The following is a 25,962-nucleotide window of genomic DNA, read 5'->3' as shown; positions in this document are numbered from 1 at the left end:
AAATCTCGCACAGAATCTGTCCAGTAGAGTCTGAATATCTGCATTCTCTTATCTATCTTCTGGTGGGAACGAACCGTGAACGAAAGCAGCAAAACACGACAGGGAGTCATACTGGCACTGGCCGCCTACATTATGTGGGGTATTGCGCCGATTTACTTCAAAATTGTCTCAGAAGTGCCCGCGGAGGAAGTGCTGATTCACCGCATTATCTGGTCGTTTCTATTATTAGCGTTACTGCTGTTTTTCACCAAAAAGCTGTCTAACGTGCGTCAGCTATTCAAACAACCCAAAAGCTTGATGTATCTGGTGGTGACGTCGGTTCTGATTTCTATCAACTGGTTACTGTTTACTTGGGCGGTCATGAGTGATCGTCTGTTGGATGCCAGCCTTGGCTACTACATCAACCCCTTATTTAATGTCGTGCTCGCTATGGTCTTTTTAGGCGAACGCTTCCGTCGCTTGCAATGGCTGGCTGTGGGCCTTGCGACTATTGGCGTCATGGTAGAGATTTTTGCCTTTGGCTCACTGCCATGGATAGCACTGGTACTTGCCAGCACATTTGGCTGTTACGGTTTACTTCGCAAGAAAGTGAACCTTGATGCGATGACAGGCCTGTTTGTCGAAACACTGATGATGGTACCTGTTGCTGCGATCTATTTATTGGCGTTTGCCGATTCTGCGACGTCAGACATGACAGCCAACCCGATGACTCTGAACCTTCTGCTGATCTCAGCAGGCTGGATCACCACCTTGCCGCTGCTGTGTTTCACCAGCGCCGCGACTAAGATCCGTCTGTCGACACTCGGTTTCTTCCAGTACATCGGACCGAGCATGATGTTTGTCATGGCAGTATCGTTTTTTGGCGAAGACTTCAGCGCAGACAAAGCGACAACGTTCGGCTTCATTTGGTGCGCACTGGCTATCTTCATCTATGACGCCATTCGTCAGCGCCAAAAGCCCGCTCCCAAGCCTCAGGAAGCTTGCTAATCCCTGTCTGATATTATTGTCATGCTGCTGAGAAAAGTATGAATATTATTGGATAAGACCTAGCGAGCAATGTCAGGCAAACTATACTTCGTGTCAGCCCACTACTGGTACGGAGTAACCAGATGACCCTTTTCTCTGCCGCTTCCAAAAACGTTTTCTTCCTTTCCCTTATCTTATCGGCTTTCCCTGTGTTTGCTGAACAACAGGTCACTGACAACATTGCACCCGAACTCGCCACAGGACAAACGCAGCAAGTCGAGGTCACAGGCAAAAAATGGATGGTAAGTGCCGCTAATCCGCATGCCAGCCAAGCGGGTGCTGATATTCTCAGAAACGGCGGCAGTGCCATTGATGCCATGGTAGCAATACAAACCGTTCTTGGACTGGTCGAACCGCAAAGCTCGGGGATCGGCGGCGGTGCGTTTTTGGTCTACTGGGACAACAAAGCAAAACGCCTGACAACCTTTGATGGCCGCGAAACCGCACCGTCACTGGCGACACCAAGACTGTTCCAGCTTGATGACGGCGAGAAGATGTCATTCTTTGATGCCGTTGTCGGCGGTCGCTCTGTCGGTGTCCCCGGTACACTTAAACTCTTGCATGATACCCATCGTCAATATGGCAACCTTGCATGGCCACGACTGCTGGCACCTGCTATTTCACTGGCTGATAAAGGGTTTACCATTTCACCCCGGCTTGCCTCCTTGATTGAAAAAGATGCGGAGCGACTGAGTCGCTTCCCAGCCACCGCCGCTCATTTCCTCGATGAGAGCGGCGCGCCCAAAGCCGTAAATACGGTACTGAAAAACCCGAATTATGCCGACACGCTGAGGCTGGTCGCCAAAGACATCAATCATTTCTATCAAGCGAGATTGCGCAGGATATCGTCGATACGGTTCGAAATGTCAGTGGCAACCCCGGCATCTTACGTATGCAAGACCTCGCCAATTATGAAGTCAAAGAAAGATCGCCTGTCTGTGCGCCTTATCATGGCTATGAGATTTGCGGCATGGGGCCCCCGTCGTCAGGAGGCCTGACAGTCGGCCAAATTCTGGGCATTCTGAGCCATTACCCGCTGTCTGAGCTTGGTCCGGACTCAGTCAGAAGCTGGCAGCTTATTGGTGATGCCTCACGACTGGCTTTCGCCGATCGCGGACGTTATATGGCAGACAGTGATTTTGTGCCCGTCCCAGTTGAAGGATTACTGGAAGCGGATTACCTCAAACAACGCGCAGCGCTGCTCAATAGCGATAAAGCGCTGACATCTGTTTCCGCAGGTACACCGTCATTCAGTCATGCACTTCACTTGGCTGATGATGACGCGATTGAATTGCCATCCACCAGCCACTTTTCGGTTGTCGATAGTGACGGCAATGTGGTGTCGATGACCACCACGATAGAAAACAGCTTTGGCTCTCGTCTGATGGTGAGAGGATTCCTGCTCAACAATGAACTGACCGACTTTTCCTTCTCATCACACAAAGACGGCACGCCAATTGCGAATCGCGTTGAACCGGGTAAACGCCCACGCTCATCCATGGCACCGACGATAGTGATGAAAAACGGCGTGCCTTACATGGCCGTTGGCTCGCCCGGTGGCAGCCGAATTATTGGTTACGTGACTAAAACCCTGATTGCGCATCTTGACTGGGGTATGGGCATCCAACAGGCCATTGAGCTGCCACACCTCGTGAATCGCTTCGGCACCTACGACATTGAAAAAGGCACCGCAGCAGAATCAATGAAAGCGCCGCTTGAAGCCGCTGGTTACAAAGTGACGACCCGCAACCTGACATCCGGTATTCATGCCATCAAAATCGATAAGAAGGGGTTAACTGGTGGAGCAGATCCGCGTCGTGAAGGGATGGTCATCAGTGACACGCAGTGAATACTGAAGACTCTCAGAAATAAAGAAAGCGGCTGTTATGCCGCTTTCTTTATTTCATTATTTATCTAAATAAGGCCTATTAAAGCGCATCCAACTTCGCGTACTGAGTTACCAACCACTTGATGCCTTCGCCGTTAAACGCCACCTGTACACGGCTTTGATTACCACTGCCCTCAAAGTTGATGATGGTGCCTTCACCAAATTTAGGGTGCGTAACGCGCTGGCCCAGACTAAAACCAGTCTGGTTGAAGTTTTCCTTGGTTTGGGTACTGGAAAAACGCCCGCTCGCAGCAGCAGGGCGTGTCACTTTTGCACGCATCCTGACTTCCTCAAGGCACTCCTCCGGCAGCTCTTTAATGAAGCGTGATGACTTGTGGAACATGTCTTTGCCATAAACCCTGCGCATTTCCGCAAAGGTAATGTAGAGCTTTTCCATTGCACGGGTCATACCGACGTAGCAAAGCCGCCGCTCTTCTTCCAAACGCCCCGCTTCTTCAGACGACATCTGACTTGGGAACATGCCCTCTTCCACGCCGACCATAAACACCAGTGGGAATTCCAGACCTTTGGCACTGTGCAGTGTCATCAGCTGTACGGCATCATCAAATTCATCCGCCTGACCTTCGCCCGCTTCCAGCGCTGCATGGGCAAGGAAGGCAGACAACGGGCTCATCTCTTCTTCCACCTCTTCAGGTACTTCAAACTGACGGGTTGCCGTCACCAGTTCCTCAAGGTTATCGATTCGTGCTTGGGCTTTTTCGCCCTTTTCCGCTTCATACATGGCTTTGAGACCGGAGTGCTGGATCACATGGTCAGTTTGCTGGAACAGCGCCATCTCTCGGGTATCATCTTCCAGTGCATTGACCAACTCGACAAAGCGGCGCAGCGAATTGGCCGCGCGGCCCGCGAGCGCCTGCTCTTCAAGAAGCTGAACACTGGTTTCCCACAGCGTGGCACCTCGGTCTCTGGCAGCCATACGAATAGTATCCAGTGTTCTGTCACCAAGACCGCGCGTCGGCGTATTCACCACCCTTTCAAACGCCGCATCGTCGAGGCGATTAGCCATCAGGCGCAGGTAAGCCAGCGAATCTTTGATTTCCTGACGTTCGAAGAATCGCATGCCGCCATAAATCCGGTAAGGCATGCCCGCCTGAATCAGGCTTCTTCCAAAACACGGGACTGGGCGTTATTTCGGTAAAGCATCGCCGTATCATTCAGCGCACCGCCGTCGTCCTGCCATGCTTTGATTTTGTTGACCACGAAACGGGCTTCATCCAGCTCATTGAAGGCGCTGTAGACGGAAATAAGCTCACCTTCCTGCCCGTCGGTCCACAGGTTTTTACCCATACGTTCAGCGTTGTTGGCAATCAGCTGGTTAGCCGCAGAGAGAATATTGCCTGTGGAACGATAGTTCTGCTCGAGGCGAATGGTCTGTGAACCCGGAGAATCATTTAAAAAACGCTGAATGTTCTCGATTTTTGCGCCGCGCCAGCCATAGATAGACTGGTCGTCATCACCCACAATCATCACGTTGGCCTGTGTGCCCGCCATCATTCTGAGCCAGGCGTACTGGATGTTGTTGGTATCCTGAAATTCATCGACCAGAATATGCTGGAAACGGGCCTGATAATGCTCACGGATATGCGCTTTATCGCGAAGCAGTTCATGGCAGCGAAGCAGCAACTCGGCAAAATCGACCAACCCTGCGCGGTCGCAAGCTTCCTGATAGGCCTGATAAACACGCAGCCAGGTTTTCTCCACCGGGTCGTGCCCAGCATCAATGTGCGCAGGTCGTAAACCTTCATCTTTTTTGCCATTGATATACCAGGTCGCCTGACGTGCGGGCCAGTGCTTCTCATCAAGGTTTTGCGCTTTGATCAGACGACGGAGCAAACGCTGCTGATCGTCTGAATCAAGAATTTGGAAGTCCTGCGGGAGATTTGCATCCAGATGATGCGCACGAAGAATGCGGTGACAAAGTCCATGGAAGGTACCGACCCAAAGGCCCGATGCCGTTCCCTGCATTAATTGCTCGATACGGCTGCGCATCTCAGCAGCGGCCTTATTGGTGAAGGTTACCGCCAACACAGAAAAAGGCGATGCCTGTTCAACACGCATCAACCAGGCGATCCGATGCACCAATACCCGGGTCTTACCACTGCCGGCACCCGCCAGCACCAGATGATTGCCCAAAGGTGCGGCAACCGCTTCTCGTTGTTTATCGTTAAGACCATCGATCAGGTAGGAGACATCCATCTTCAATTCACTGGTTATTTATACACTGGTTGAAGATTATACCAGCAGATAGAAGAATTTCTCCCCTCAATATCAAGAGAATTTTTTTCTTTATCTTTTATAGATTTATTCAGCGCGTTCTCACTTTTTACTATTTTTATTTCATAGGCACGAAATTATTTGTTTCGTTCACCTTTCTATTCCAGTGCAAACGCAACGAACGGACAAACCGTCCACAACAAAAGATGTTTACGAGGAATAAAAATGAAAAAGTCTAATCTTGCCCTTACTGCTGCAGTTACCGGTTTACTTGCTATCGGTGCCACCACATTGACCACAACAACAGCTGCTGCGGCACAAAAAGAAAAGTGCTACGGCGTTGCTAAAGCCGGTAAAAATGACTGCGCAACCAACAGCAGCTCTTGCGCGGGCACATCAACAAAAGACGGTCAAAAGGATGCGTTCATTGCCGTTCCTGCGGGTCTGTGTGAGCGTTTAGTTGGCGGCTCTCTGAAGTCTTCTTAAGACAGCCTGAACCGGGTCAGGAGCCAACACAATGACAAAAGACATCGCATCCATGGTAGGCGTCGGCCTTCGACGTCCTCACCATGATTTTTTCAGCCAGACGCCCACTGAGATGGGCTGGCTTGAAATACACAGTGAAAACTATTTTCGCCCCGACTCGGTCTCTCGTAACGCACTGGAAAAAATCAGACAAGATTATCCCATCAGCTGCCATGGTGTGGGGTTGTCTCTTGGGTCTGTCGACCCACTGAATAAGAAACACCTGCAACAACTCAAATCATTGGTCGATGCGGTCGAGCCCATTATGGTCTCTGAGCACTTAAGCTGGAGCAGTGTTGACGGACAATATTTCAATGATTTGCTGCCACTGCCCTACACCGAAGAAGCACTGGAAAACTTCTGCCGTAATGTCGCGCAAACACAAGACTCTCTCGGCCGGGAAATATTAATAGAAAACCCGTCCAGTTATTTGTCGTTTGACCACTCGACCATGCCGGAATGGGAGTTTCTAATTGAAGTACAGAAACGCACAGGGTGCGGCCTGTTACTCGATCTGAACAATATTCATGTCAGTGCCTTTAACCACGGCTTTGACAGTCAAGATTATCTGGATGCCATCAATCCGGACACAGTGAAAGAAATACACCTTGCTGGCTTTACAGTCTCTGAATCTGACGATGGCGAGGTGTGGATTGATACCCATAGCAAACCCGTGTCTGAGCCTGTCTGGCAACTTTACCAACGGTGGATACAGCAACACGGCATGCGTCATACGCTGATTGAATGGGACAGCAACTTACCCGAGCCGCCGGTGTTGCTGGCGGAAGCAGAAAAAGCTGCCATGCATGCCCATCATGCCCTTGCCGCAACGTTCCCCCAAGAGACCGCATTATGAGCTCACTGGCGATATTGCAGCGGGCATTCAGTCAGGCGCTACACTATCAAGACCACGACTTGCCTGCAATAAAAGGACGCAGAGACGCCGAAGAACTGCTTCAAATTTATCGTAACCAGTTTGTGGTCTCACTGACAGAAAGCCTCGGGCTCATTTACCCAACAGTCAACGCACTGGTTGGTGAAGAATGTTTTCAGGCTGTTGCTCGTCATCATGTGTTAACCACACCGATGGAAAACGCTCGGGTTGAGACCTACGGTGAAGGGTTTGATACCACTATCGAATCATTGAGTAACATCAGCGAACCCATACCTTATCTCGCAGATGTTGCGACGTTCGAGTGGCAGTTCCTCGATGTTAGCCAACGGTCGGTGCCTTCTGATGCTTTTCCGTTTGACGCCATCGGCCAGCTTTCACCTGAAGAAGTAGCCTCCGTCAGACTGTCGCTTGCAGATAATATTGACTGGCACAAGAGCCAATACTGTATCCGAAGCCTTTGGGAAGCCGTCAAAAATCAGGATTCTAATGCCTTTGACAGCCTCAACCTGACTCAGTCAGAACATACATTACTGAAAAAAACACACGCTGGTATCGAGCTGAAACCGCTCAGCGATGACGCGACTCGCTTCATCGAATTAAGCCAGCAGTTCTCATTGGGAGACCTTCCCCCTGAACTGGTGCCACAGCTAGTGCCATTAGTGGAAGCAGGGGTGTTCAGTCACTTCTCCCTCAATTAGCCCGCCTTACACAAGGAGATAACAAATCATGAGTGAACTCATTCGGCGAGCCGATTCATTAATTGAAAACCTTCTTACACCGTTAGTACCTGTTTTACTGCTGTTGAGCAGACTCTGGATAGCGTGGGTATTTTTCCGTTCGGGAATGATCAAAGTGTCCAGTTGGGACAGCACACTCTATTTGTTTGAAAATGAATACGTAGTGCCTTTGTTGCCGTGGGAAATAGCAGCATATCTCGGGACGGGGGCGGAATTAGTACTTCCTGTTTTATTGGCTCTCGGCATACTGGCAAGACCTGCTGCGATCGCATTGTTTGCCTTTAACATTGTTGCAGTGGTGTCTTACCCGACGCTTTGGGCAGGCGGTTTCTTCGACCACCAGATGTGGGGAGTGATGTTGCTGGCAAACATCATCCTGGGTCCCGGGTTACTGGCCATGGATAACATTTTCAAAAAGCAGCAATAGCCGTTCGCTGAAATAACACTTCTCAGCCGTCAGAGCCTTGGCAACAGGGCTCTGATACTTTCCAAGTTGGTGATTTCAACATCTGGTAACAAGGTCGCATGACGTTGATGACGGAAACTCTTGCCAGATTCATTCAACCAGCATGTCTGAAAGCCCGCTTTCCTCGCACCACGCACATCTGCTTTTAGATGATCGCCAACGTGGAAGATGGTTGAGGGGCAAACACCGAGCTCAATCTGAGCACGAGAAAATAAATCAGCTGCAGGTTTAGGTTTGCCATCTTCTCCGGCACGAAACACGGCATTGAACAGGGACGTCATACCAATCATGTCAGTATCAACATTGCCGTTTGTCATCGCGACCAAAGGATAGTGCTGCCCGAGATCTTTGAGCAATTTGACTGACGCTTGAGGAACATCAATATCGCTGCGATGTTTGAGGAAAAACTGCACCGCATCCTCAGCAAGCATTGCTGCACTTTGCTCTGACAAACCGCAGCGCGTCGCAGCCAGTCGGATAACCGCCAGCCGAATATCGGTGATAAAACCAAACAGCGCGGGCTTTGCCGTCAAAACATCCTGACGCATCTTCAGCCATGCCTTATCGTCAAACGCTTCCATTGCCGGACAATGGTCGAGAAGCCAGGTTTTTAACGCGCGCTCTGCACGGAGTATCACCACCCGGTTGTCGTAAAGGGTATCGTCCAAATCAAACGTCAGGGCCTCGATAGGTTGCAGGCGGCGATAGAATTTCATTTTCGCTCCGATTTTCTCCGTCTGGCGCGAGGGTGCGCCGCATCATAGACTTTGGCCAGATGCTGGAAATCAAGGTGGGTATACACTTGGGTCGTAGAAAGGTCAGCGTGTCCCAATAACTCTTGTACCGCGCGCAGATCGCCGGACGACTCCAGCATATGAGTTGCAAAGCTGTGGCGAAGTTTGTGGGGATTAATGTGGCTGTTGACGGCCTGCTTCTGGCCCCATTCAGCCATACGTTTCTGTACCGCACGGGCGGAAATACGGTTGCCAAGTTTTGATAAAAAGAGGGCATTTTCCGGCCCTTTCAGAAGCTGACTGCGTATTCTCATCCAGTTGAACAGCCACTCTTTTGCCTGTCCGGCAAAAGGCACGACCCGTTCTTTATCACCCTTACCGATAACGCGCAAATCGCCTTTGCGCATGGCGACGTCTTTCACATCAAGATTGATAAGTTCAGACAGACGCAACCCTGCACCGTACATCAACTCCATCATCGCCCTGTCGCGAATCGCCAATGGGTCGTCCTCATCAACCGACATCAGTTGGTTGATTTCGTCGACATCAAGGTTTTTTGGCAGTGTACGGCCTTGTTTGGGCGCAGAGACACCTTTGGCAGGATTGGCATTGAGGGTGCCCCTCAGTACCAGAAAATCGAGAAAGCTGCGCAATGCCGACAAACGTAGACTAATACTGCCCGGTTTCAGACCATCACGCTTTGCCTGACTGGTGATTTGACGGACCCAACTGGCATCGAGTTGATCCCAACGGGTCACCTCATGGCTAACCATGAAGTCCACAATCACATCCAGTTGCTGTCGGTAATTCTTCTCAGTAAAACTGCTGAGCCCCCGCTCCCTGATCATATAATCAAAAAACAGTTCAAGAGGCTCAGTTAATGAAGCGGGATGGCTCATGCCTCACCCTGCCAGCGTGAGAGAATGACAGCAAGATGTTCGGCGAGTTGTTCAACAAACAGGGTGTCCATACTTGGCTGGAAATGACCACCGTCGTGGCTGGCAAAAGTCAGAAAACCGAAGTCTTTCGCTTGACTGACGGGCACAATCGCATATGAACCAAGCTCAGGCGCGTCTTTGACAAAAACGTCACCTTCACTGCGACGCAATCTGCCAAGGTAATGCCTCTGACCTGAAAAACGGGCAGCACGAATTGTATCAACACGCGATTTATCCAAATCAGCAGCATCACTGTCGCTATACAACCTCAAACTCACGGTCAGCTTAAGGCTCTCTGCCAGCTCATCGAGCGCGTGCCTGATCTCAGACGAAGACTCAACAGCGAACAAACGTTGATGTGCCAGTGAAAAAGCGCGAAAAAGTTGCTCATTACCGGCAGCTATCCCCATCAACTGGGTGATTTCTTCCTCAAGATCGTTCACGCGACTTCTCAGGCGAGACATCTGGGCCTCCACCAAAGACACCGCTCCGCGTTCTTCATGGTTCACTTTCAGCTGCAACAAAAGCTCAGGAAAGCGTCTGAAGAACTCTGGGTTGTCCTCAAGGTAGCGAATTACATCTTCTTTCGTTACGGTCTCCGGCGTGTCAATCCGGGAGATATCTGTCATACCGTTATTTGTCCATCGTAAACATGTGAAGCTGGCCCTGTCATAAACAGAGGGTGACCAGGCCCGCGCCACTCAATGAAGAGCTTGCCACCGGGCAACGAAACTTCGACTTTATCGTCAAGCAATCCTTGAACAATACCTACCGCGACTGCACCGCAAGCACCTGTACCACACGCTTGGGTTTCACCTACACCGCGCTCATAAACGCGAAGGCGAATCGCATTTCGCGACACCACCTGCATAAAGCCAGCATTAACACGCTCAGGAAAACGTTCGTGTGATTCGACCAAAGGCCCCAACAATTCTAAATCCGCTTTATCTACGTCATCCACCACAGTGACGCAGTGCGGGTTACCCATGCTTACAGCACCGACAAACAAGGTTTGGTCAGCCACACGCAAAATGTAGGTTTTCTCTTCCGCATTGGCTTTAAACGGAATTTTTGACGGCACAAACTCAGGCTCGCCCATGTCGACACGGACCATGTTGTCACGGTCGATATTGAGGATCATTCTGCCGGAGCTAGTGCTGACGTTAATCTGGTTCTTGTTGGTCAGCCCTTTCATCCGCACAAAACGAGCAAAACAACGAGCACCATTACCGCAGTTAGACACTTCACTGCTGTCAGAGTTAAAAATCCGGTAATGGAAGTCACTCTCAGGGTCGTAAGGCGGCTCAACAATCAATAGCTGGTCAAAACCAATTCCAGTATTACGATCCGCCAGACGGCGGATCAATTCAGGGGAAAAGAAAGCATTTTGCGTCACGCAATCGACGACAACGAAATCGTTCCCCAAACCATGCATTTTTGAAAACTGTATCTGCATCAATTGCCTCAATCAGGGATGACCTGCTCGTGTTGCCAAAGCTCTGACAGAGTCTCACGCTGGCGAACAACATGCGCAGCCTCACCGTCGACAAGTATCTCGGCCGCACGGCATCGACTGTTGTAATTCGAAGACATAACAAAACCGTAGGCGCCTGAAGAACGAACTGCAAGCAAATCACCCGCTTCCAGCGCTAAACTTCTGTTTTTGCCGAGGTAGTCACCTGTTTCGCACACAGGGCCTACTAAATCATAGGTTTTAGCCTCACCGTCGCGTGGCGTCACAGGGATAATTTCCTGCCATGCCTGATACAGTGAAGGACGGAGTAAGTCGTTCATCGCTGCATCAATGATCGCAAAGTTTTTGTCTTCATTGTGCTTGAGGTATTCAACGCGAGTCAGCAGCACGCCAGCGTTTGCAGCGATAGCACGGCCCGGTTCAAAAATCAGCTCAATATCTTTGTGTGCGGTCAGTCGCTTAAGCAGCGCGCTCGCGTATTCAGAAGGCGCAGGCGGTTTCTCATCGTTATACGTCACACCCAAACCACCACCTACGTCTAAATGACTGATCTCAACGCCGTCTTCTCGTAATGTATCAATCAGACCAAGAAGACGATCAGTAGACTCGATAAACGGTGCAAGGTCAGTCAGCTGAGAGCCGATATGACAGTCAATGCCTTTCACGTTGAGGTTAGGCAGTGTCGATGCGTAGCGATACACTTCTGGTGCGCGGTCAAACGCGATACCAAATTTGTTTTCTTTCAGGCCGGTAGAAATATACGGGTGTGTCTGTGCATCAACATCTGGGTTGATACGTAGGCTGACAGGCGCTTTTTTATCCACTTCACCCGCGACCTGATTCAGGCGGTCAAGCTCAGCTTCAGATTCAACGTTGAAGCACTTAATGTCGAGTTCAAGTGCACGGCGCATTTCAGCTGCCGTTTTACCTACACCAGAGAAAACGACTTTTGCCGGATCGCCACCGGCGGCGAGCACACGCTCCAACTCACCCAGTGATACGATGTCAAAACCTGAGCCCAAACGTGCCAGCACATTAAGTACGCCAATGTTGCTGTTGGCCTTCACGGCATAACAAACAAGATGGGGATGTTCACCAGCAGCTTCATCAAAAGCATGCCAGTGTCTTTCCAGTGTTGCACGTGAGTATACGTATAATGGCGTACCATGCTGTTCTGCAAGGTTATCGAGAGATACTGACTCAGCCCAAAGTTGTCCGTCTTGCTGGTAGTTAAAATAATCCAAGCTAATTTCTTCCCTGTTCTTTCGTCTTACTGTGTCTTGGTGCTGTCGGGTGCGGTATCCTGCTGGCTATTGTCTGCCGGACTGCCCTGAGTTGCCGGAGCATCTTCAGGAAAGTAAAGCGGACCGCGCTGTCCACAACCGGACAGGGTCACAATTGCCATGAGCAAAGAAGCATTCAGAATAGTTCGCATTAGGTTTGCCAGTGATCCAAGGGTTAATGCCCTCTATAATCGCATCAACACACTGAAAAGCAATAGGATGAAAACAATGAATACGAGCCAATACCACGAGCTGGTCGATAAAGAATGGTTATCTATCGAGGAAGGCATCGACGAGAGTGGTGCTGACATTGATTATGAAACAACAGGTAACGTGATGACACTGGACTTTGAAGACCGTAGCCAGATCATTATTAACCGCCAGGAACCGATGTCGGAAATCTGGCTGGCATCGAGATCAGGAGGGTTTCATTTCGCGTATCGCGATGGGCAATGGGTCTGCACCCGCACCAATGTTGGCTTTATGGACATGGTCAAGCAAGAATGCTCAAAACACGCGGGCGAAGACGTTAACTGGTAAGTGATTTACTTCATTGAAGCGGCCTGAGGCGGCAGATCGGAATAACCGGTATCTTCTTGCCTCGGCCAGCTGCGATCGCTCTTAAATGGAATAACCTGCACTCTGCCGCTGCCAAGACGAACAATGTCATAAAACTGTGGCAGGTTGAAATTCACTGTCTGGCTACTGAAGCTCATCTTATCGCCAACAGAAGAGGTGTAGAAACGGTTAACACCCTGAATCACTTCTTCTTTGTCACCGTGGCACTGACGATACATCTCTACCCGGTTGTTCTCATCAAGCACGTAAATGTTGTAGCCTTTATCGCAATCCTCGAAGAAGAACTGAATGAGGCCCTCACTGGCAAAGGCATCAACGGCTTCAGGCGGCTGAATTTCGGTTTCATGCTCCATCAACATCAATGGCGAACCCGTCACCTTGTTAGATGAGATGCTGCGATAAAACTCCACAGAGTTTTCAAGCTTCTGCACAGATACACCGCGGCGCTCAAAGAACAGACCAAAGGTTTTGTCAGCGACTCGCAACGCTTTAAAGCGACGGCGTTTTTCCTGCACCACTGGTTGCAGACGCATTTCGATACACTCAGCCACCAGCTGATAAACCAGATTTCGGATCAAGCCACGCATTTTACTGCTGTAACAGAACACATCGACAGATTCTGGCGCCAATGCGTCTTGGTGCATTTTACCCAGTAGCGTTTTAAGCACATCAAGGATTGCGTTAGGACCTCTGAAGTTGAGCGTTCTCACTTCATTCCAAGAGTTGCGGTAAACAAGGTCGATACTGCCCACTAAGCACTTTTGCTCAGCACCATAGCTGAAAATATCAGTGTTTTTGAAATCAAACCTCACAGCAGGTTGGCGAAGGTCCATCGTCGGGTCTTCTTCCAAATTCACAAACAGCGCGAGCTTACGGATTTCACACGGGCTGGATAACGCTTTCAGTGAAGGCTGTGGTCTGCGAATTGGGAAGGTATTTCGGATGTCGCTAACCAACTGATACAGCTTATCAATATCAACGTCACAGTCTCGAATAACACCATGCAGTGACGTCGATTCCGTCAGCAGGCCGTTAAAAAACGCCCATGACACCAGCTTGGACAAATAGCGGTTATGCTCAAGCGGCGCTCGACCAATGATGTCGTGCGGGACCAAAGAATGCTTGTAGAGATACCAACCCGGCGGATTATTGCGCCCTTCCGGCACTTGAATGAACGACAGGTCCTGCTCGTGCAAATCCGGAGACAGTTGTGGGTTGAGTAAAGTTACCTTGCCCGGCAACTCCTCGAAAGCCGCATACAGTTTTCTCGCCAGAATACTGATTTCTTCTGGGCTAATTGAAGAGGTAATGTCGTTGCGTCGCGCAAAGCGTATCAGGTTACGATAGCTCAGCATCAATGCGTCTAAAAGCTCATTGTGTGCGTCTTTGACTTCTTCAACTTTCCAGTTGCGTCGATTATCCAGCGTTGCCAGTTTGTCATTATCCCATCCCCATTCACGGGTAAGAAGACATAACACTTCACGACGCCAAGGCACAGAACTCGGACCCGGGTCGCGGGTTAATTTCTCATGGGTCTTTAGGTAAAAGCAGCGACGCACCAAATCCAGACGGCGGTTATCACCAATACGCTCAAGATAACGTGTCACCTTTTCAAGCATCAGGTAATACGCATCAGACTGGTACACATCAAGCATACCTGCGAAGAAACGGCGCTTGCCGTCAACACTCAGCAGCTGGGTGCCCGGGTATTCCCATGAATAGGCTTCAAGCAAGATAGCTTTGAGTACTGACTTATACGGCGAATCGATGCTCTTGTAGAGCTGCCAGAGACTGGAGCCGAAGTATTCTTCTGCTGGAATCGAAGGTAATCCACCAAAGTCGACCCATTCAGTACGTTCAATATTGCTTTCGCTTATCAGCTGTTCAACATAGTCTTCATAGCAGCCTTCCATTTCTGGCGGCACCATATACCAAAGCAGACGCTGGCCTGCCAAATGAACAGCTGAGCGGTAGAATTCGTCAAGTAATAGATAATGCTGCGTTGAACCGCAGTTATCCGACGTCATTTCCTGACAAAGGTTTTTTCGAAAACGGTTTTCGCACATCAGGAAGAAGTTGACTTCAACACCCTGTGTCATGGCCCAATCAGACACCAGAGAACATTTGCTATCGAGGACAGCGCGGTCGTCGTCTGTTAGCCATGGCTGAACGCAGACCCAAATATCCAAATCGCTGGTAAAGCTCTGCCCCATAGACGCAGTGCTGCCCATTGAAAAGAGGCCTTTGATGGGTAGTGCACCGGAAGGAACAACAGGTGTGTCAGAAACGGGGTGTCCAGAGGTCAGCATGCAGTCGCTAACAAATTGTTTGTGCTGCTCTGAAAGCACAAAAGCACTGATCCCACTCGCCACATCCCGGTCTACAAAGCCCGGAATAGCTGGGTGGTTATGATGCAGTAATACAGGCAGAATGTTGAAGACATTTTCCGCCTGTGTGTGCATTGCGCTTCGAGCGCGTTCCAATCGAAGTTGATTGAACGTATCTAACCGCGCTGTTTGCTGATCAACATAGTTTTGCAAAGGAAACATCCAAGCTCACCGACATCCTGTCAACCTGAAAAAGCAATAACCGTGAAGTACCGCTCATCAGGAGTAAAAACGTGATCAATCTAACACTTTTAAAGCTGAGCGTAAAGCCACCAATTTGGTTGTTTTTGCCACCCCACTGTTCACTATATGACCATTTTTGTGATCAAGACAACATGATTTCTCATAAATGATTCACATTTGATGAAGATCACATAATTCAGCCTGTTTAGATGGGGTTTTATATAGATCACGATCACAAAACTATAGCCCATCTAGTTCATTAATGCACTAAACGACGGACAAATCGCAAAAACTTATCAAGGGCCAAACTCCAATGGTACGATTAGGAGATACACAAAATATGGAAAAAATTATGAATTCGACCCCCATTCGTATCGCAACCCGCCAGAGCCCGCTGGCTTTGTGGCAGGCCGAATTTGTCAAAAGTGCACTTGAACGTAATCATCCCGGTCTTGTCGTTGAGCTGGTTCCTATGGTGACTAAAGGTGACATTATCCTTGATACACCGCTGGCTAAAGTGGGTGGCAAAGGTTTGTTCGTCAAAGAGCTTGAGCAAGCCATGTTGGACGGAAGAGCTGATATCGCAGTGCATTCGATGAAAGATGTCCCCGTTGAGTTCCCTGAAGGTCTCGGACTTGTTGTTATTTGCGAGCGCGATGACCCGCGGGATGCATTTGTTTCTAATACGTATGAATCTATTGATGCACTACCAGAAGGTGCGATCGTAGGTACATCAAGCTTACGCCGCCAGTGCCAGTTGCGTGCTCAGCGCCCAGACCTTGTGGTTAACGATCTTCGCGGTAATGTCGGCACACGTTTGGGTAAGTTGGACAACGGCGATTATGATGCCATCATTCTTGCTGCAGCTGCTTGAAACGCTTGGTTTGGAATCACGGATCCGTGCGGAAATTGAACCGGAAGACATTCTTCCTGCTGTTGGACAAGGTGCTGTTGGCATTGAGTGCCGCCTTGATGACCTGCGCGTCCGCACACTGCTTGAGCCTTTGGCTGATGCCAATACAACCGTGCGTGTTTTATGTGAGCGGGCAATGAATAATCGCCTTCAGGGGGGATGTCAGGTACCTATCGGCAGTTATTCGGAAATTCACGGAGATCAAATCCACCTCCGTGCGCTGGTTGGTGAGCCCGATGGCAGTGAAATCATCCGTGGTGAGGTAACTGGACCACTCGAAAAAGCCGAAGAGCTGGGAACTGGCCTCGCGGAGCAGCTATTAAATGATGGTGCCCGCCCAATATTAGACAGGTTATATCACTCCGAATCATGACCGTACTTGTAGTACGCCCAGCGCCAGAGTGTGATGCGCTGGTTAAACAACTCATAGAGGCAGGGGTCAAAGCCCTGCCCGCTCCGCTGCTGAGCTTCCAACCGGGTGATGACCTTCCCGCATTGAACCAAGCCCTACAATCCCTCAAAAAAAACAGCATAGTGATTGCGGTCAGCCCGAGGGCCGTTTCTTATTCCTGCCAATACCTCGATACCAATGGCGAGACATGGCCAAATACGCTGACTTATCTTGCAGTTGGTCAGAAAACTGCCGACAGCTGGATGGCGCATTGTGGAATAAAAGCTGTTAAGCCAGATAAAGAAGACAGTGAAGGCTTACTTTCTCTCAACCTTTTGAAAAAGCCTGCTGGCAAAGAGGTGATTATCCTGCGTGGCGACAATGGCCGCGAACTGCTGTCTCAAACCCTGATACAACGCGGGGCCAATGTTTGCTATTTATCCGCCTATCGGCGAAACTGGTCGGACGAGCAATTATTGGCCTCCGTGGAACACTGGCGACGCGAAAGTGTCGATACATTGGTGGTTTCCAGTGGTGAGCAACTTGAATTGCTCTTTCAGGGTGTCTCAGATAAACATCGGCATTGGTTAATGCTCTGCCATATACTGGTGCCCAGCCAAAGAATATGTAATCTGGCCATTGAAATTGGATTTTCAAAAGTGAGCTGTGCGGATGGTGCGTCAAATACGCACTTTTTTAACGCATTGGTCAATACGAACAACCCGGGAAAATCGGATGACAGACAATAAAAATACTAAGGACAGCGGGACAAATAAGCCCGAAACAACTAACACGTCCAATAAAAAACAGAACGTGAAACCGACAGAGTCAACACAAAAAAATAACGACTCGTCGACCATTAAGGGAACGCAAGCTGAACCGGAAAAAGCAAAAGAGGGCAAAGGCGGTAAAGCACTGGGTGTTATCGCGATTGTTTTGGTTCTTGCCATGGGCGGTGGTCTCTATTATCACGGCCACATGCAATCAGATAAAATGAACGCTAACGTCAGTGCGCTGGCCAAGCAGATCGACAGTCTGAAAAGCGAGCTGAGCACAAATACTGAGAATGCCCGTCAGGCACTAGCCTCTGCCACTCAGAAGCAAAACCACCAGCAAACCATTATTGAGCAACAGGCTCAAACCATTGAAAGCCTGCAAACTGCGCTGGCCGATATGAAAGGCCGCCGTCCCAATGACTGGTTACTTGCTGAAGCGGACTATCTGGTTAAACAAGCAGGCAGAAAGCTATGGCTTGAGCATGATGTGATGTCAGCGACCTCACTGATGCAAACAGCAGACCGCCGCATTGCAGAACTTAATGATCCTTCTTTAACCCCTGTGCGAAAAGCACTGGCAAACGATATCACGGCACTTAAAGCCATCAAGCGTATCGACCGCGATGGAATAGTGCTGCGTCTTGCGGGCTTACAACAGCAAATTTCCGGACTGCCATTAGCCAACGCCGTATTACCAAAAGCGGAAGAAGCTGCTGCCCCCGTCGTCTCAAATTCAGTGAATGACTGGCAGGATAACCTCAAAGCCTCACTCAACGAGTTTGTCGGTCAGTTTGTCACTTATCGCAAGAGGGATGGCAGTGTTATCCCGCTGCTGACGCCAACGCAAACATTCCGCCTTCAGGAAAATGTAAAAACGAAGCTGGATCAGGCGATTACTGCAGTCTATCGAGAGCAAGGCAGACTGTATAACGAGTCTTTGACAATGGCGGAAGACTGGATAAAACGCTTCTACAACCTAGATGCGGCCTCAACACAAAGTGTTCTTGCTGAGCTCGAGCAACTGAATCTACAAACCGTCGAAGTGAACTATCCGGAAAAATTGTCCAGCCAAACGCTTATTAGCGATCTGGTTGCAGACCGTCTTCAGCGCAACCTCGCGCATGTCGACGGGGAGGATGATGGATTATGATCAAAATCATCCTGCTGATTGCTGCCCTGATTGCAGGTCTGATCATCGGGCCAGAGCTGGCGGGTAACCAGGGATACGTATTAATCTCTGCCGCCAATCAAACACTTGAGATGAGTTTGACAACCTTACTCATCCTAATTGTTGCGCTGCTCGGTGTATTTTTCCTTCTCGAATATGCACTGCGCACTTTATTCTCCAGCATGAGCACTACCCGCAGCTGGTTTAGTGGTCGCAAGCGCCGCAAAGCGCGCGAGCTGACGCACAACGGGCTGTTAAAACTTGTTGAAGGTAACTGGAAACAAGCTGAAAAACTGGTGGTTAAAGCAGCGCCACACAGCGAAAGCCCTCTTCTGAACTACCTTGCGGCAGCAGAAGCTGCACAGGGCCGCGGTAACACTGAAGAGCGCGACAAATATTTACAACAAGCCGCTGAGTGCGATGAAAACGCGCTGGCCATGATATTGACGCGAGCGAAAATGCAGTTCCGTGAAGGTCAATACGAAGAGGCCCTGGCAAACCTTGAAGGCTTGAGACAAGCGCATCCGAGAAACCCAATGATGTTGGGACTTCTCAAGGATACGTATATCAAACTGGATGAATGGCGTCCGCTGCTTCAATTACTGCCAGTACTGAAGAAAGCAGCTGTCATTGACGAAAACGAGAAGCAGACGTTAACGATGCAGGCAGAATGCGGCCTGATGACACAAATCTCTGCCAACAAAGGTAGTGAGGGCCTGCTTACACACTGGCATAGCCTTTCACGTCAATTCCGACAGCAGCCAGAGGCTCTTGTTTGTCTGGTCAGGCTGCTTGTTGAGCGCAAAGCTGACGATGCCGCTTTCTCCATGTTGAAGGAAGTGCTAAAGAAGAACCCAGATGAGCGTTTAATCGCATCGGTGCCAGAGCTGACATTGGCTGACTATCATCCAGCGATTGTCACGTTAACGGATTTACTGCGCTATAACGAAGCGAATCCAATCACGCACAGCGCATTAGGCGAACTTTATGCCCGCGACAACAAGTGGCAGGAAGCGAAGCAGCACCTGGAAAAAGCGCTAGACGTTCGTCAGAGTGTTTCCGACTATGCGCTTTTGGTTGAGGTTCTCGAGAAACTCAACCAGTCTGGCGAAGCCAATACGGTATCAAGGCAAGCTCTCAGGCTTGCATTACCCAACAAGGCATCATAGCCCCTTTCGTTCTGCACAAAAAAACACCTCAAACGCCCTACAAAGGGCTTTTTCGTATCCGGTTGTTACCAAGTTTTGCCAAACCTGACAGCAGAATTGTTGCGCTTTCATCGCTGTAGTTCAATGTCGCCAGTGATAAGGCAATGAAGAGAAAAGACAGCATGGACATGATAATTGGTATTTTGATCACCAGCCTTCTGGTGGCCGTTGTGACTGGACTGATGACCTTTGTGATGGCCAAAGGCTTCGATTGAGTTCGAATATAGCGCCTCTTTTCGAGGCGCTATTTTTTCAGCGAAATAGGTTTACATAATACCTTTTTGGTATTGGCTACACGAGCACACTTGCTACAGACGACATTGGGTTCAGCAACCAACTTTCTCAGTTTTTTCAGATCTTTCACAATCGTGGCGTTTCGCCATTCACACAAAGTTTTTGACACGGTAATACACTCTCCCTGTCGATGTAATGAGAAGCCTACGCCACGGTCTCGTCAGCGCATGGCGGCTTTAACGTAGAGATCAAAACGGTTTTTCTTGGTCTCAATCTTGGTGGAGGGAGGTTTGCCTGCCAGTGGCTCAGCATAATCAGGACGTTTAACGACCACCCGCTTAGTGGCTAATTGATAGGCGGGCTCAAAAAGCCCATCAGCATCGAGATCACTGCCAACCAGAGACTGGAAAACCCGCATCTCTTTCTTCACCAATGCTGATTTTTTCTTGTGGGGATACATAGGGTCAAGATAGACAACATCCGGCCTATCAAAATCGGGATCTTCGGCAAGTAATGACAAGGTATCGTGCTGGTTCCGTGGATAAGAGACATTCTTTCTCTCATCCAAGCACCGATTTCAGAGTCGGCATAGGCTCGGGACAGCCCGTCATCGAGAAGTGCCGCGACCACAGGGTGTCGCTCAATCATATGAACCTTACATCCCAAAGAGGCGAGCACAAACGCATCTCTGCCAAGGCCTGCTGTCGCATCGAGGACCGTCGGTGTCACACCTTTATTTAACCCCACCGCTTTTGCTATCGATTGCCCTTTTCCGCCGCCAAACTTGCGCCTGTGGCCAACGGCACCACCCACTAAATCGACAAACACAGCACCCAGTTTGGGGTCGTCCGTTTTTCGCAGTTCAAGCCTGTCAGCCGTCATGACCAGAGCAAACTGGCTCCCCTCATCATGAACAAGGTTCCAACGTGCAGCGAGCATATCGAGCTGACTGTTACTGCTAGCGGTTTCATCCATCAAGGCAATGTGCACCTGATATCTCCAGTGGGTTAAAAACCCGCTGAGTATATCAGGCAATGAAGGGAAACAAAGCGCCGAATACGGTGATGACGCTGTTATCAGGCAGTGACCTCAGCCTCATCGCAGGCCACCGCGAGTAAAGATGACATCGGCTGCGGTCTGCCAAGGTGATAGCCCTGTGCGTAATCGACACCAAGCTGCTCAAGTCGATGAAGAATCTCTTCATTTTCGACGAATTCTGCGACAGTCTTTTTACCCATCTGATGGGCCAAATCCTGAATGGCTCTTACAATCATATAGTCAGTGTCATCTTTGTGGATTCCGCACACAAACTGGCCATCAATCTTAACCAGATCAATCGGCAGCTCACGAAGATAACCGAACGAAGAAAGCCCTGAACCAAAATCATCAAGCGCAATACTGCACCCGAGATTTTTCAGCGCTGTCAGCACTTTTATCGCATCCGACATGTTGCTGATTGCCGCCGTCTCAGTGACTTCAAGACAAAGACACTCACTCGGGACATTACTGTTTTTTATTGATGTCACGAGAAACTCAACAAAGGCATCGTTTGCCATTGAGTTCCCCGAGAGGTTAATCGAGATCATCCCAATCTGCTCAACGCAAGCCGGATTGTCCTCAAACCATTGCAGGGTTTTACGCACAACAGTGGTATCAATCAGATGGGCGATGTTGTATCGCTCAGCTGCTGGAATGAACTGCCCATTCGGCACCATCTGTCCATCCGCCCCCCGAAGCCTGACAAGGACTTCGAAATACAGACGATCGTGATCAACACCAGCGACTGGCATAATCGGCTGGGCATAAATTTCAAAGCGGTCTTCAGCAACAGCGGCGTGGATTTGGTTAACAAATGCCATCTCTCGCTCTCTGCGCAGCACTTCCTCGTCATCTTGACGATAAACATGCAAACGGGCACGCCCTTTGTCTTTGGCGGCGTAGCAAGCGGTATCGGCCTGAGCATGCGCTTGTTGTGGCGAGGACACACTGCGATCGAGTACACGTATGCCGATAGAGCAAGCCAATGACATTCTCACCCGATTCCAATGCAACTCTGCCTGATTCAGCTCGTTAAGAATTTTCTCGCCAATTTCCAGCGCGCACTCTTCGTCACACTCTGAGTTAATGATGGCAAATTCATCCCCACCGAGACGGGCAATCACTGCGCCCTCTGGCAGCAAATTAAGCAACTTACCAGCGGTGAACTTCAGGGCACTGTCGCCAGCTTCGTGACCCAGTGTGTCATTGATCACTCTGAACTGATCAAGGTCAATGTAAAACAGGGTATGGGTTGCCCCCTCCTCACTGACGCTTCGCAGCTTTTCGGTGAGGATACGTTCAAAGTGGTTGCGGTTATATAAATCTGTCAGCGGATCTCTCAGTGCCTGATGACGCAGCATAGACTCCATTCGGCGGTGCTCGGTAATGTCTTCACCCACCAGCATCAACTGCGATTTTATTTGTGTCGTCCGAATCGATTCGCGGATCCAGATTTCCTCGTTGTACATGTTGACGTAGCAAATCTCACGGCGCCAGATTTTATCATCAGACTGACTACGAAGGCTGACCAACTCATAAGGTGAACTGGCCTCATCTCGATAGAAGTCAGTCACTTTATGGCCAAGAAGCTCCCGTTTGGAATACCCCAGCCACTCAGTCACACATTCATTAATTGATTGGATACGCGATTGTCTGTCAACCGTCATCAGCATCACTGGCTGCTGATCATAGAGCATTCTGTATTCCGCTTCACTTCTCTGAAGCTTCTGCTCTGTTTGTTTACGCTGGGTAATATCGCGAGCTTCAAACAGTACCTGCGGTAGTTCATCTTCTTGGGTTTCTATCCGCTTTAACGCCACATCGAGAATCACTTGCGCGCCAAGCTGGTTAATCACCCTGAGCTCAAAACGTCGAGTACCACGTTCGGGGATATTGTTGACCTCATCACGCAACTCATCGCCATTGACCCATTCCTTCCAACTCCAGATTGGCGAGACCCGAAACCGATTCATCATTGGGTACAAACGCTGGAACGCTTCATTGGCAGACACAACAGTGCCACTGGCGCAAAGCAAAGCAATATATTGGTTACTTTGGTCAAAAACACCTTTAAACAACGACTGGCTTTCCGCCAGAGCCTTGGCATTGTCTCTGTAACGTTGAATGAGATGAATAAGCCCTGCGATGACAAGACAAAGGAACAGAACAAGAACTATGCTGAGCACAGCCAATTTGGGATCTGTTTTAAAAATAGAGAGAGCTCGCCATAAATCTGGATATCACCTTCGCCATCATGCTCGAGTGAAAACTTCACCATGGCTTCATAAGACAGGTAAGGCGTACCTTTTTGTTCCTCAACAGGAGGCATCGGCGCATCGATATTTGCCAGCACTTGTAATAACTTCTCAGCCTGTGCGCGCCCCTGTTTCACGCCATCAATCATCACCCCGCCTGCGATGCCGTGCTCCATCATGAAACTGCCACCGCCATAAACGGGCACCGGACTTATCGATGTCATTTCTTCTAACAGCTTTTCATGCTCGATAAAGTTGCCATTGTTGTCTTTGAAGAATGACAAGAAAAAGATCAATTCATCTGGCTTAATCTGCTCGAGTTTAGCGAAAAACGAGGTGGTATTTCTTGCAAACCAAGGCACAACCTCTAAAGCTGCTCACCCTCTTTCTCCTGCTGTTCACGGAACATACGCCAGTAAGACAAGCTGGTTGCAGTGCTATCAAAGACAAGATGTACACGTTTAGCATCAGGATGGAGTGAAGACATGAGCTTTAGGTTATCAGGCAGGCTGATCAACTCACCCACGCCTGTCAAACGCGGAATGTTGGAAAAACGTTCGCGTGAGTACTGATTCAGGCCTGAAAAAATCACTGGTGTCTGACCGATAGCATCAGCCAATTCATTGACTAGCTCTAAGGCGGCATCGTCGACAGTTAAAATCGCGCGATACTTATGTTCAGCAAGACGATAGCGATACAGTGTTTTGAGTTGGTCACGGTAAGCAGATGAATAGTTACGTTTGACATCCAGATATGTCTCCTGAATGGGGATATCGAGTCCTTCAAGCGTTTCTTCCAGACCTTTATTGACCTGATTACTCCATTCAAACCCATGGTGGTAGGAATGAATCACCAATACAGGTGCCTCAGCGCTTGCCAACGGCGCGACAACGATCCCGATAAACAATAACAACCACTTCATTAAACCACTTAGCCTTTACTGTGAATAACACTCAATTATTTGATTTTTTCAGCAAAAGGTTATCATATCAGCAGTAGCCAGACTGATAACCTTGCCAGTTCAAAAGTGTTAATCGGACTGTACAGTGAGTAAAAAGGGAATGTATGAACGAATTAATAAAGCTAGATGATCTGGACAGACAGATTCTGGAAACACTGATGAATGATGCGCGAGTGACCTATGCCGAGCTAGCGAAACGTTTCTCCGTAAGCCCGGCTACCGTGCACGTGCGGGTAGAGAAAATGAAGTCGGCAGGCATTATCACCGGCACTGAAGTGTTGGTAGACACCAAGGCGCTAGGCTACGACGTTTGCTGCTTTATTGGTATTAACCTTTACGCTGCGCGGGATTACCACTCAGCGTTGGAAAAACTGGAGCAACTGGAAGAGGTGGTAGAGGCTTACTACACCACAGGTGCCTACAATATTTTCGTGAAACTGATGTGCCGCTCTATTGAAGAGCTGCAATACGTGCTGATTGACAAGCTGCAAGCGATTAAAGAAGTGCAGTCCACTGAAACCCTGATCTCGCTGCAAAACCCCATCAAACGCAACGTCAGGCCATAAAAAAAAGCCTGCTCAATGGCAGGCGTTTGATTACGTTAGAGCGACGTCTAGTCGTCTGAGGAGTCTTCAATCGCGTTATCTTCGGCCAACCACTTGGCAACATCTTTGGCAAAGTACGTCAGAATGCCATCAGCCCCTGCGCGCTTAAAGCACAGCAAAGATTCCATCACAGTTTCACGCTCTTTCAACCAACCATTGGCAAAGGCAACCTTGTGCATCGCGTATTCGCCAGAGACCTGATAAGCGAAGGTCGGAACTTTAAGCTCGGTTTTCACCCGATGAACCACATCAAGGTAAGGCATACCTGGTTTGACCATCACCATATCCGCGCCTTCGTGAACGTCCATTGCCACTTCGTGTAATGCCTCATCACTGTTAGCTGGATCCATCTGATAGTTCTTCTTATCGCCGCCTTTAAGATTACCTGCAGAGCCGACAGCATCGCGAAACGGACCGTAGTAGCACGATGCATACTTGGCAGAATACGCCATGATTTGCGTGTTAACATGGCCCGCTTTTTCTAGCGCATCACGAATTGCACCGATACGGCCATCCATCATGTCGGAAGGCGCAATGATATCTGCGCCCGCTTCAGCGTGAGAAAGCGCCTGCTTGACCAGCACCTTGGTGGTGTCGTCGTTGAGCACATAGCCGTCTTCATCCGTCAGGCCATCCTGACCGGAGATGGTATAAGGGTCTAGCGCCACATCAGTGATCACACCCATCTGAGGCACATGTTCTTTTAGAAGACGAACAGCGCGCTGAATAAGCCCCTCAGGGTTAAACGCTTCTGATGCACACGCTGTTTTAACATCCTGAGCAACCACAGGGAAAAGCGCGATGGCTGGAACACCGAGTGCTGCCAATGCTTCCGCTTCATAGAGCATCAAATCAATCGACAGTCTCTCAATACCCGGCATGGACTCGACGCTTTCGCGACGGTTTTTGCCCATCAGAATAAATACCGGATAAATCAAATCAGACGCCGTTACCTTATTTTCAGCAATTAAACGACGACTGAAATCGTGTTTACGGGTCCTTCGCATGCGTCGGGCAGGGAATGCCCCTTGTATCGAAACGCTCACGGTATTCTCCTCAACAT

21 protein-coding genes and 4 pseudogenes are annotated in these 25,962 nt (G+C 49.5%); 12 read left to right on the top strand and 13 right to left on the bottom strand.

Annotation, left to right across the window (positions count from 1 at the left end; translation table 11 throughout):
* The first annotated feature begins 75 nt into the window (after window positions 1–75).
* A complete protein-coding gene (gene rarD, locus CS022_RS14300) occupies window positions 76–987 on the top strand; it encodes an EamA family transporter RarD (RefSeq protein WP_129122859.1) in 912 nt (303 codons plus the stop codon).
* Between the two features lie 122 nt (window positions 988–1,109).
* Window positions 1,110–2,875 (top strand): annotated as a pseudogene (ggt, locus tag CS022_RS14295) (gamma-glutamyltransferase).
* Window positions 2,876–2,954: 79 nt separating this feature from the next.
* Here ggt and uvrD read toward each other — a convergent pair.
* Window positions 2,955–5,131 (bottom strand): annotated as a pseudogene (gene uvrD, locus CS022_RS14290) (DNA helicase II).
* Between the two features lie 243 nt (window positions 5,132–5,374).
* On the opposite strand from uvrD, the gene CS022_RS14285 reads away from it, so the two are divergent.
* From CS022_RS14285 to CS022_RS14270, 4 genes are read left to right on the top strand one after another with little or no spacing between them, the layout of a single operon-like run.
* Window positions 5,375–5,635, top strand: a complete 261-nt coding sequence (locus CS022_RS14285; protein ID WP_129122858.1) for a BufA1 family periplasmic bufferin-type metallophore — start codon at window positions 5,375–5,377, stop codon at window positions 5,633–5,635.
* A 31-nt stretch (window positions 5,636–5,666) separates the two neighbouring features.
* Window positions 5,667–6,530 (top strand): MNIO family bufferin maturase, encoded by an 864-nt coding sequence (gene bufB / locus CS022_RS14280; protein WP_129122857.1) that lies wholly within the window; start codon window positions 5,667–5,669, stop codon window positions 6,528–6,530.
* Window positions 6,527–7,267 (top strand): HvfC/BufC N-terminal domain-containing protein, encoded by a 741-nt coding sequence (locus CS022_RS14275; protein WP_161569643.1) that lies wholly within the window; start codon window positions 6,527–6,529, stop codon window positions 7,265–7,267. Before bufB ends, CS022_RS14275 begins: the two co-directional genes overlap by 4 nt.
* Window positions 7,268–7,295: 28 nt before the next feature.
* Entirely contained in the window at window positions 7,296–7,733 is a 438-nt protein-coding gene (locus CS022_RS14270; protein ID WP_129122855.1) for a DoxX family protein, read from the top strand.
* A gap of 29 nt (window positions 7,734–7,762) precedes the next feature.
* Here CS022_RS14270 and yigB read toward each other — a convergent pair whose 3' ends face one another.
* From yigB to lptM, 6 genes are read right to left on the bottom strand one after another with little or no spacing between them, the layout of a single operon-like run.
* The gene (gene yigB, locus CS022_RS14265) at window positions 7,763–8,488 is read right to left on the bottom strand and encodes a 5-amino-6-(5-phospho-D-ribitylamino)uracil phosphatase YigB (RefSeq protein ID WP_129122854.1); all 726 of its coding nucleotides are present in this window, start codon (window positions 8,486–8,488) and stop codon (window positions 7,763–7,765) included.
* Window positions 8,485–9,405 (bottom strand): tyrosine recombinase XerC, encoded by a 921-nt coding sequence (gene xerC, locus CS022_RS14260; RefSeq protein WP_129122853.1) that lies wholly within the window; start codon window positions 9,403–9,405, stop codon window positions 8,485–8,487. The genes yigB and xerC overlap by 4 nt, the downstream gene beginning before the upstream one ends.
* The gene (locus CS022_RS14255; protein WP_129122852.1) at window positions 9,402–10,073 is read right to left on the bottom strand and encodes a DUF484 family protein; all 672 of its coding nucleotides are present in this window, start codon (window positions 10,071–10,073) and stop codon (window positions 9,402–9,404) included. Before CS022_RS14255 ends, xerC begins: the two co-directional genes overlap by 4 nt.
* Window positions 10,070–10,900, bottom strand: a complete 831-nt coding sequence (dapF, locus tag CS022_RS14250) for a diaminopimelate epimerase (protein ID WP_129122851.1) — start codon at window positions 10,898–10,900, stop codon at window positions 10,070–10,072. Before dapF ends, CS022_RS14255 begins: the two co-directional genes overlap by 4 nt.
* Before the next feature lie 8 nt (window positions 10,901–10,908).
* A complete protein-coding gene (gene lysA, locus CS022_RS14245) occupies window positions 10,909–12,162 on the bottom strand; it encodes a diaminopimelate decarboxylase (protein ID WP_129122850.1) in 1,254 nt (417 codons plus the stop codon).
* Between the two features lie 26 nt (window positions 12,163–12,188).
* Window positions 12,189–12,353 carry an LPS translocon maturation chaperone LptM gene (gene lptM, locus CS022_RS14240; RefSeq protein WP_129122849.1) on the bottom strand — a complete coding sequence of 55 codons (165 nt, stop codon included), beginning with the start codon at window positions 12,351–12,353 and terminating at the stop codon, window positions 12,189–12,191.
* Window positions 12,354–12,429: 76 nt separating this feature from the next.
* On the opposite strand from lptM, the gene cyaY reads away from it, so the two are divergent.
* A complete protein-coding gene (cyaY, locus tag CS022_RS14235) occupies window positions 12,430–12,741 on the top strand; it encodes an iron donor protein CyaY (protein ID WP_129122848.1) in 312 nt (103 codons plus the stop codon).
* A 5-nt stretch (window positions 12,742–12,746) separates the two neighbouring features.
* On the opposite strand, the gene CS022_RS14230 is transcribed toward cyaY, so the two are convergent.
* A complete protein-coding gene (locus tag CS022_RS14230) occupies window positions 12,747–15,329 on the bottom strand; it encodes a class I adenylate cyclase (RefSeq protein WP_129122847.1) in 2,583 nt (860 codons plus the stop codon).
* A gap of 373 nt (window positions 15,330–15,702) precedes the next feature.
* Here CS022_RS14230 and hemC point away from each other — a divergent pair.
* The 4 genes and pseudogenes from hemC (at window position 15,703) to CS022_RS14210 (ending at window position 19,767) form a co-directional block, all read left to right on the top strand.
* A pseudogene (gene hemC, locus CS022_RS14225) lies at window positions 15,703–16,636 on the top strand (hydroxymethylbilane synthase).
* Window positions 16,633–17,403: a uroporphyrinogen-III synthase gene (locus CS022_RS14220; protein ID WP_129122846.1), complete on the top strand. Its 771-nt coding sequence runs from the start codon at window positions 16,633–16,635 to the stop codon at window positions 17,401–17,403. The pseudogene hemC and the gene CS022_RS14220 overlap by 4 nt, the downstream one beginning before the upstream one ends.
* Window positions 17,390–18,580: a uroporphyrinogen-III C-methyltransferase gene (locus CS022_RS14215; protein ID WP_129122845.1), complete on the top strand. Its 1,191-nt coding sequence runs from the start codon at window positions 17,390–17,392 to the stop codon at window positions 18,578–18,580. Before CS022_RS14220 ends, CS022_RS14215 begins: the two co-directional genes overlap by 14 nt.
* The gene (locus tag CS022_RS14210; RefSeq protein ID WP_129122844.1) at window positions 18,577–19,767 is read left to right on the top strand and encodes a heme biosynthesis HemY N-terminal domain-containing protein; all 1,191 of its coding nucleotides are present in this window, start codon (window positions 18,577–18,579) and stop codon (window positions 19,765–19,767) included. The genes CS022_RS14215 and CS022_RS14210 overlap by 4 nt, the downstream gene beginning before the upstream one ends.
* 493 nt (window positions 19,768–20,260) lie before the next feature.
* Here the strand turns inward: CS022_RS14210 and CS022_RS14205 are convergent.
* From CS022_RS14205 to CS022_RS14190, 4 genes and pseudogenes are all read right to left on the bottom strand, one after another.
* Window positions 20,261–21,015: pseudogene (locus CS022_RS14205) on the bottom strand (class I SAM-dependent methyltransferase).
* A gap of 101 nt (window positions 21,016–21,116) precedes the next feature.
* On the bottom strand, window positions 21,117–23,264 hold the full coding sequence (locus CS022_RS14200) for a putative bifunctional diguanylate cyclase/phosphodiesterase (RefSeq protein ID WP_235869514.1): 2,148 nt from the start codon (window positions 23,262–23,264) through the stop codon (window positions 21,117–21,119).
* Window positions 23,252–23,695: a hypothetical protein gene (locus CS022_RS14195; protein WP_129122842.1), complete on the bottom strand. Its 444-nt coding sequence runs from the start codon at window positions 23,693–23,695 to the stop codon at window positions 23,252–23,254. The genes CS022_RS14200 and CS022_RS14195 overlap by 13 nt, the downstream gene beginning before the upstream one ends.
* 5 nt (window positions 23,696–23,700) lie before the next feature.
* Entirely contained in the window at window positions 23,701–24,255 is a 555-nt protein-coding gene (locus tag CS022_RS14190; protein ID WP_129122841.1) for a type 1 periplasmic-binding domain-containing protein, read from the bottom strand.
* 143 nt (window positions 24,256–24,398) lie between these two features.
* On the opposite strand from CS022_RS14190, the gene asnC reads away from it, so the two are divergent.
* Window positions 24,399–24,860 (top strand): transcriptional regulator AsnC, encoded by a 462-nt coding sequence (gene asnC, locus CS022_RS14185; RefSeq protein ID WP_129122840.1) that lies wholly within the window; start codon window positions 24,399–24,401, stop codon window positions 24,858–24,860.
* A 47-nt stretch (window positions 24,861–24,907) separates the two neighbouring features.
* On the opposite strand, the gene hemB is transcribed toward asnC, so the two are convergent.
* Window positions 24,908–25,945 carry a porphobilinogen synthase gene (gene hemB / locus CS022_RS14180; RefSeq protein WP_129122839.1) on the bottom strand — a complete coding sequence of 346 codons (1,038 nt, stop codon included), beginning with the start codon at window positions 25,943–25,945 and terminating at the stop codon, window positions 24,908–24,910.
* Window positions 25,946–25,962: the final 17 nt, after the last annotated feature.

Origin of the sequence: Veronia nyctiphanis, assembly GCF_004116385.1 — a bacterium.
Taxonomy (GTDB): domain Bacteria; phylum Pseudomonadota; class Gammaproteobacteria; order Enterobacterales; family Vibrionaceae; genus Veronia; species Veronia nyctiphanis.
This window is presented reverse-complemented; position numbering and strand designations above follow the sequence as displayed.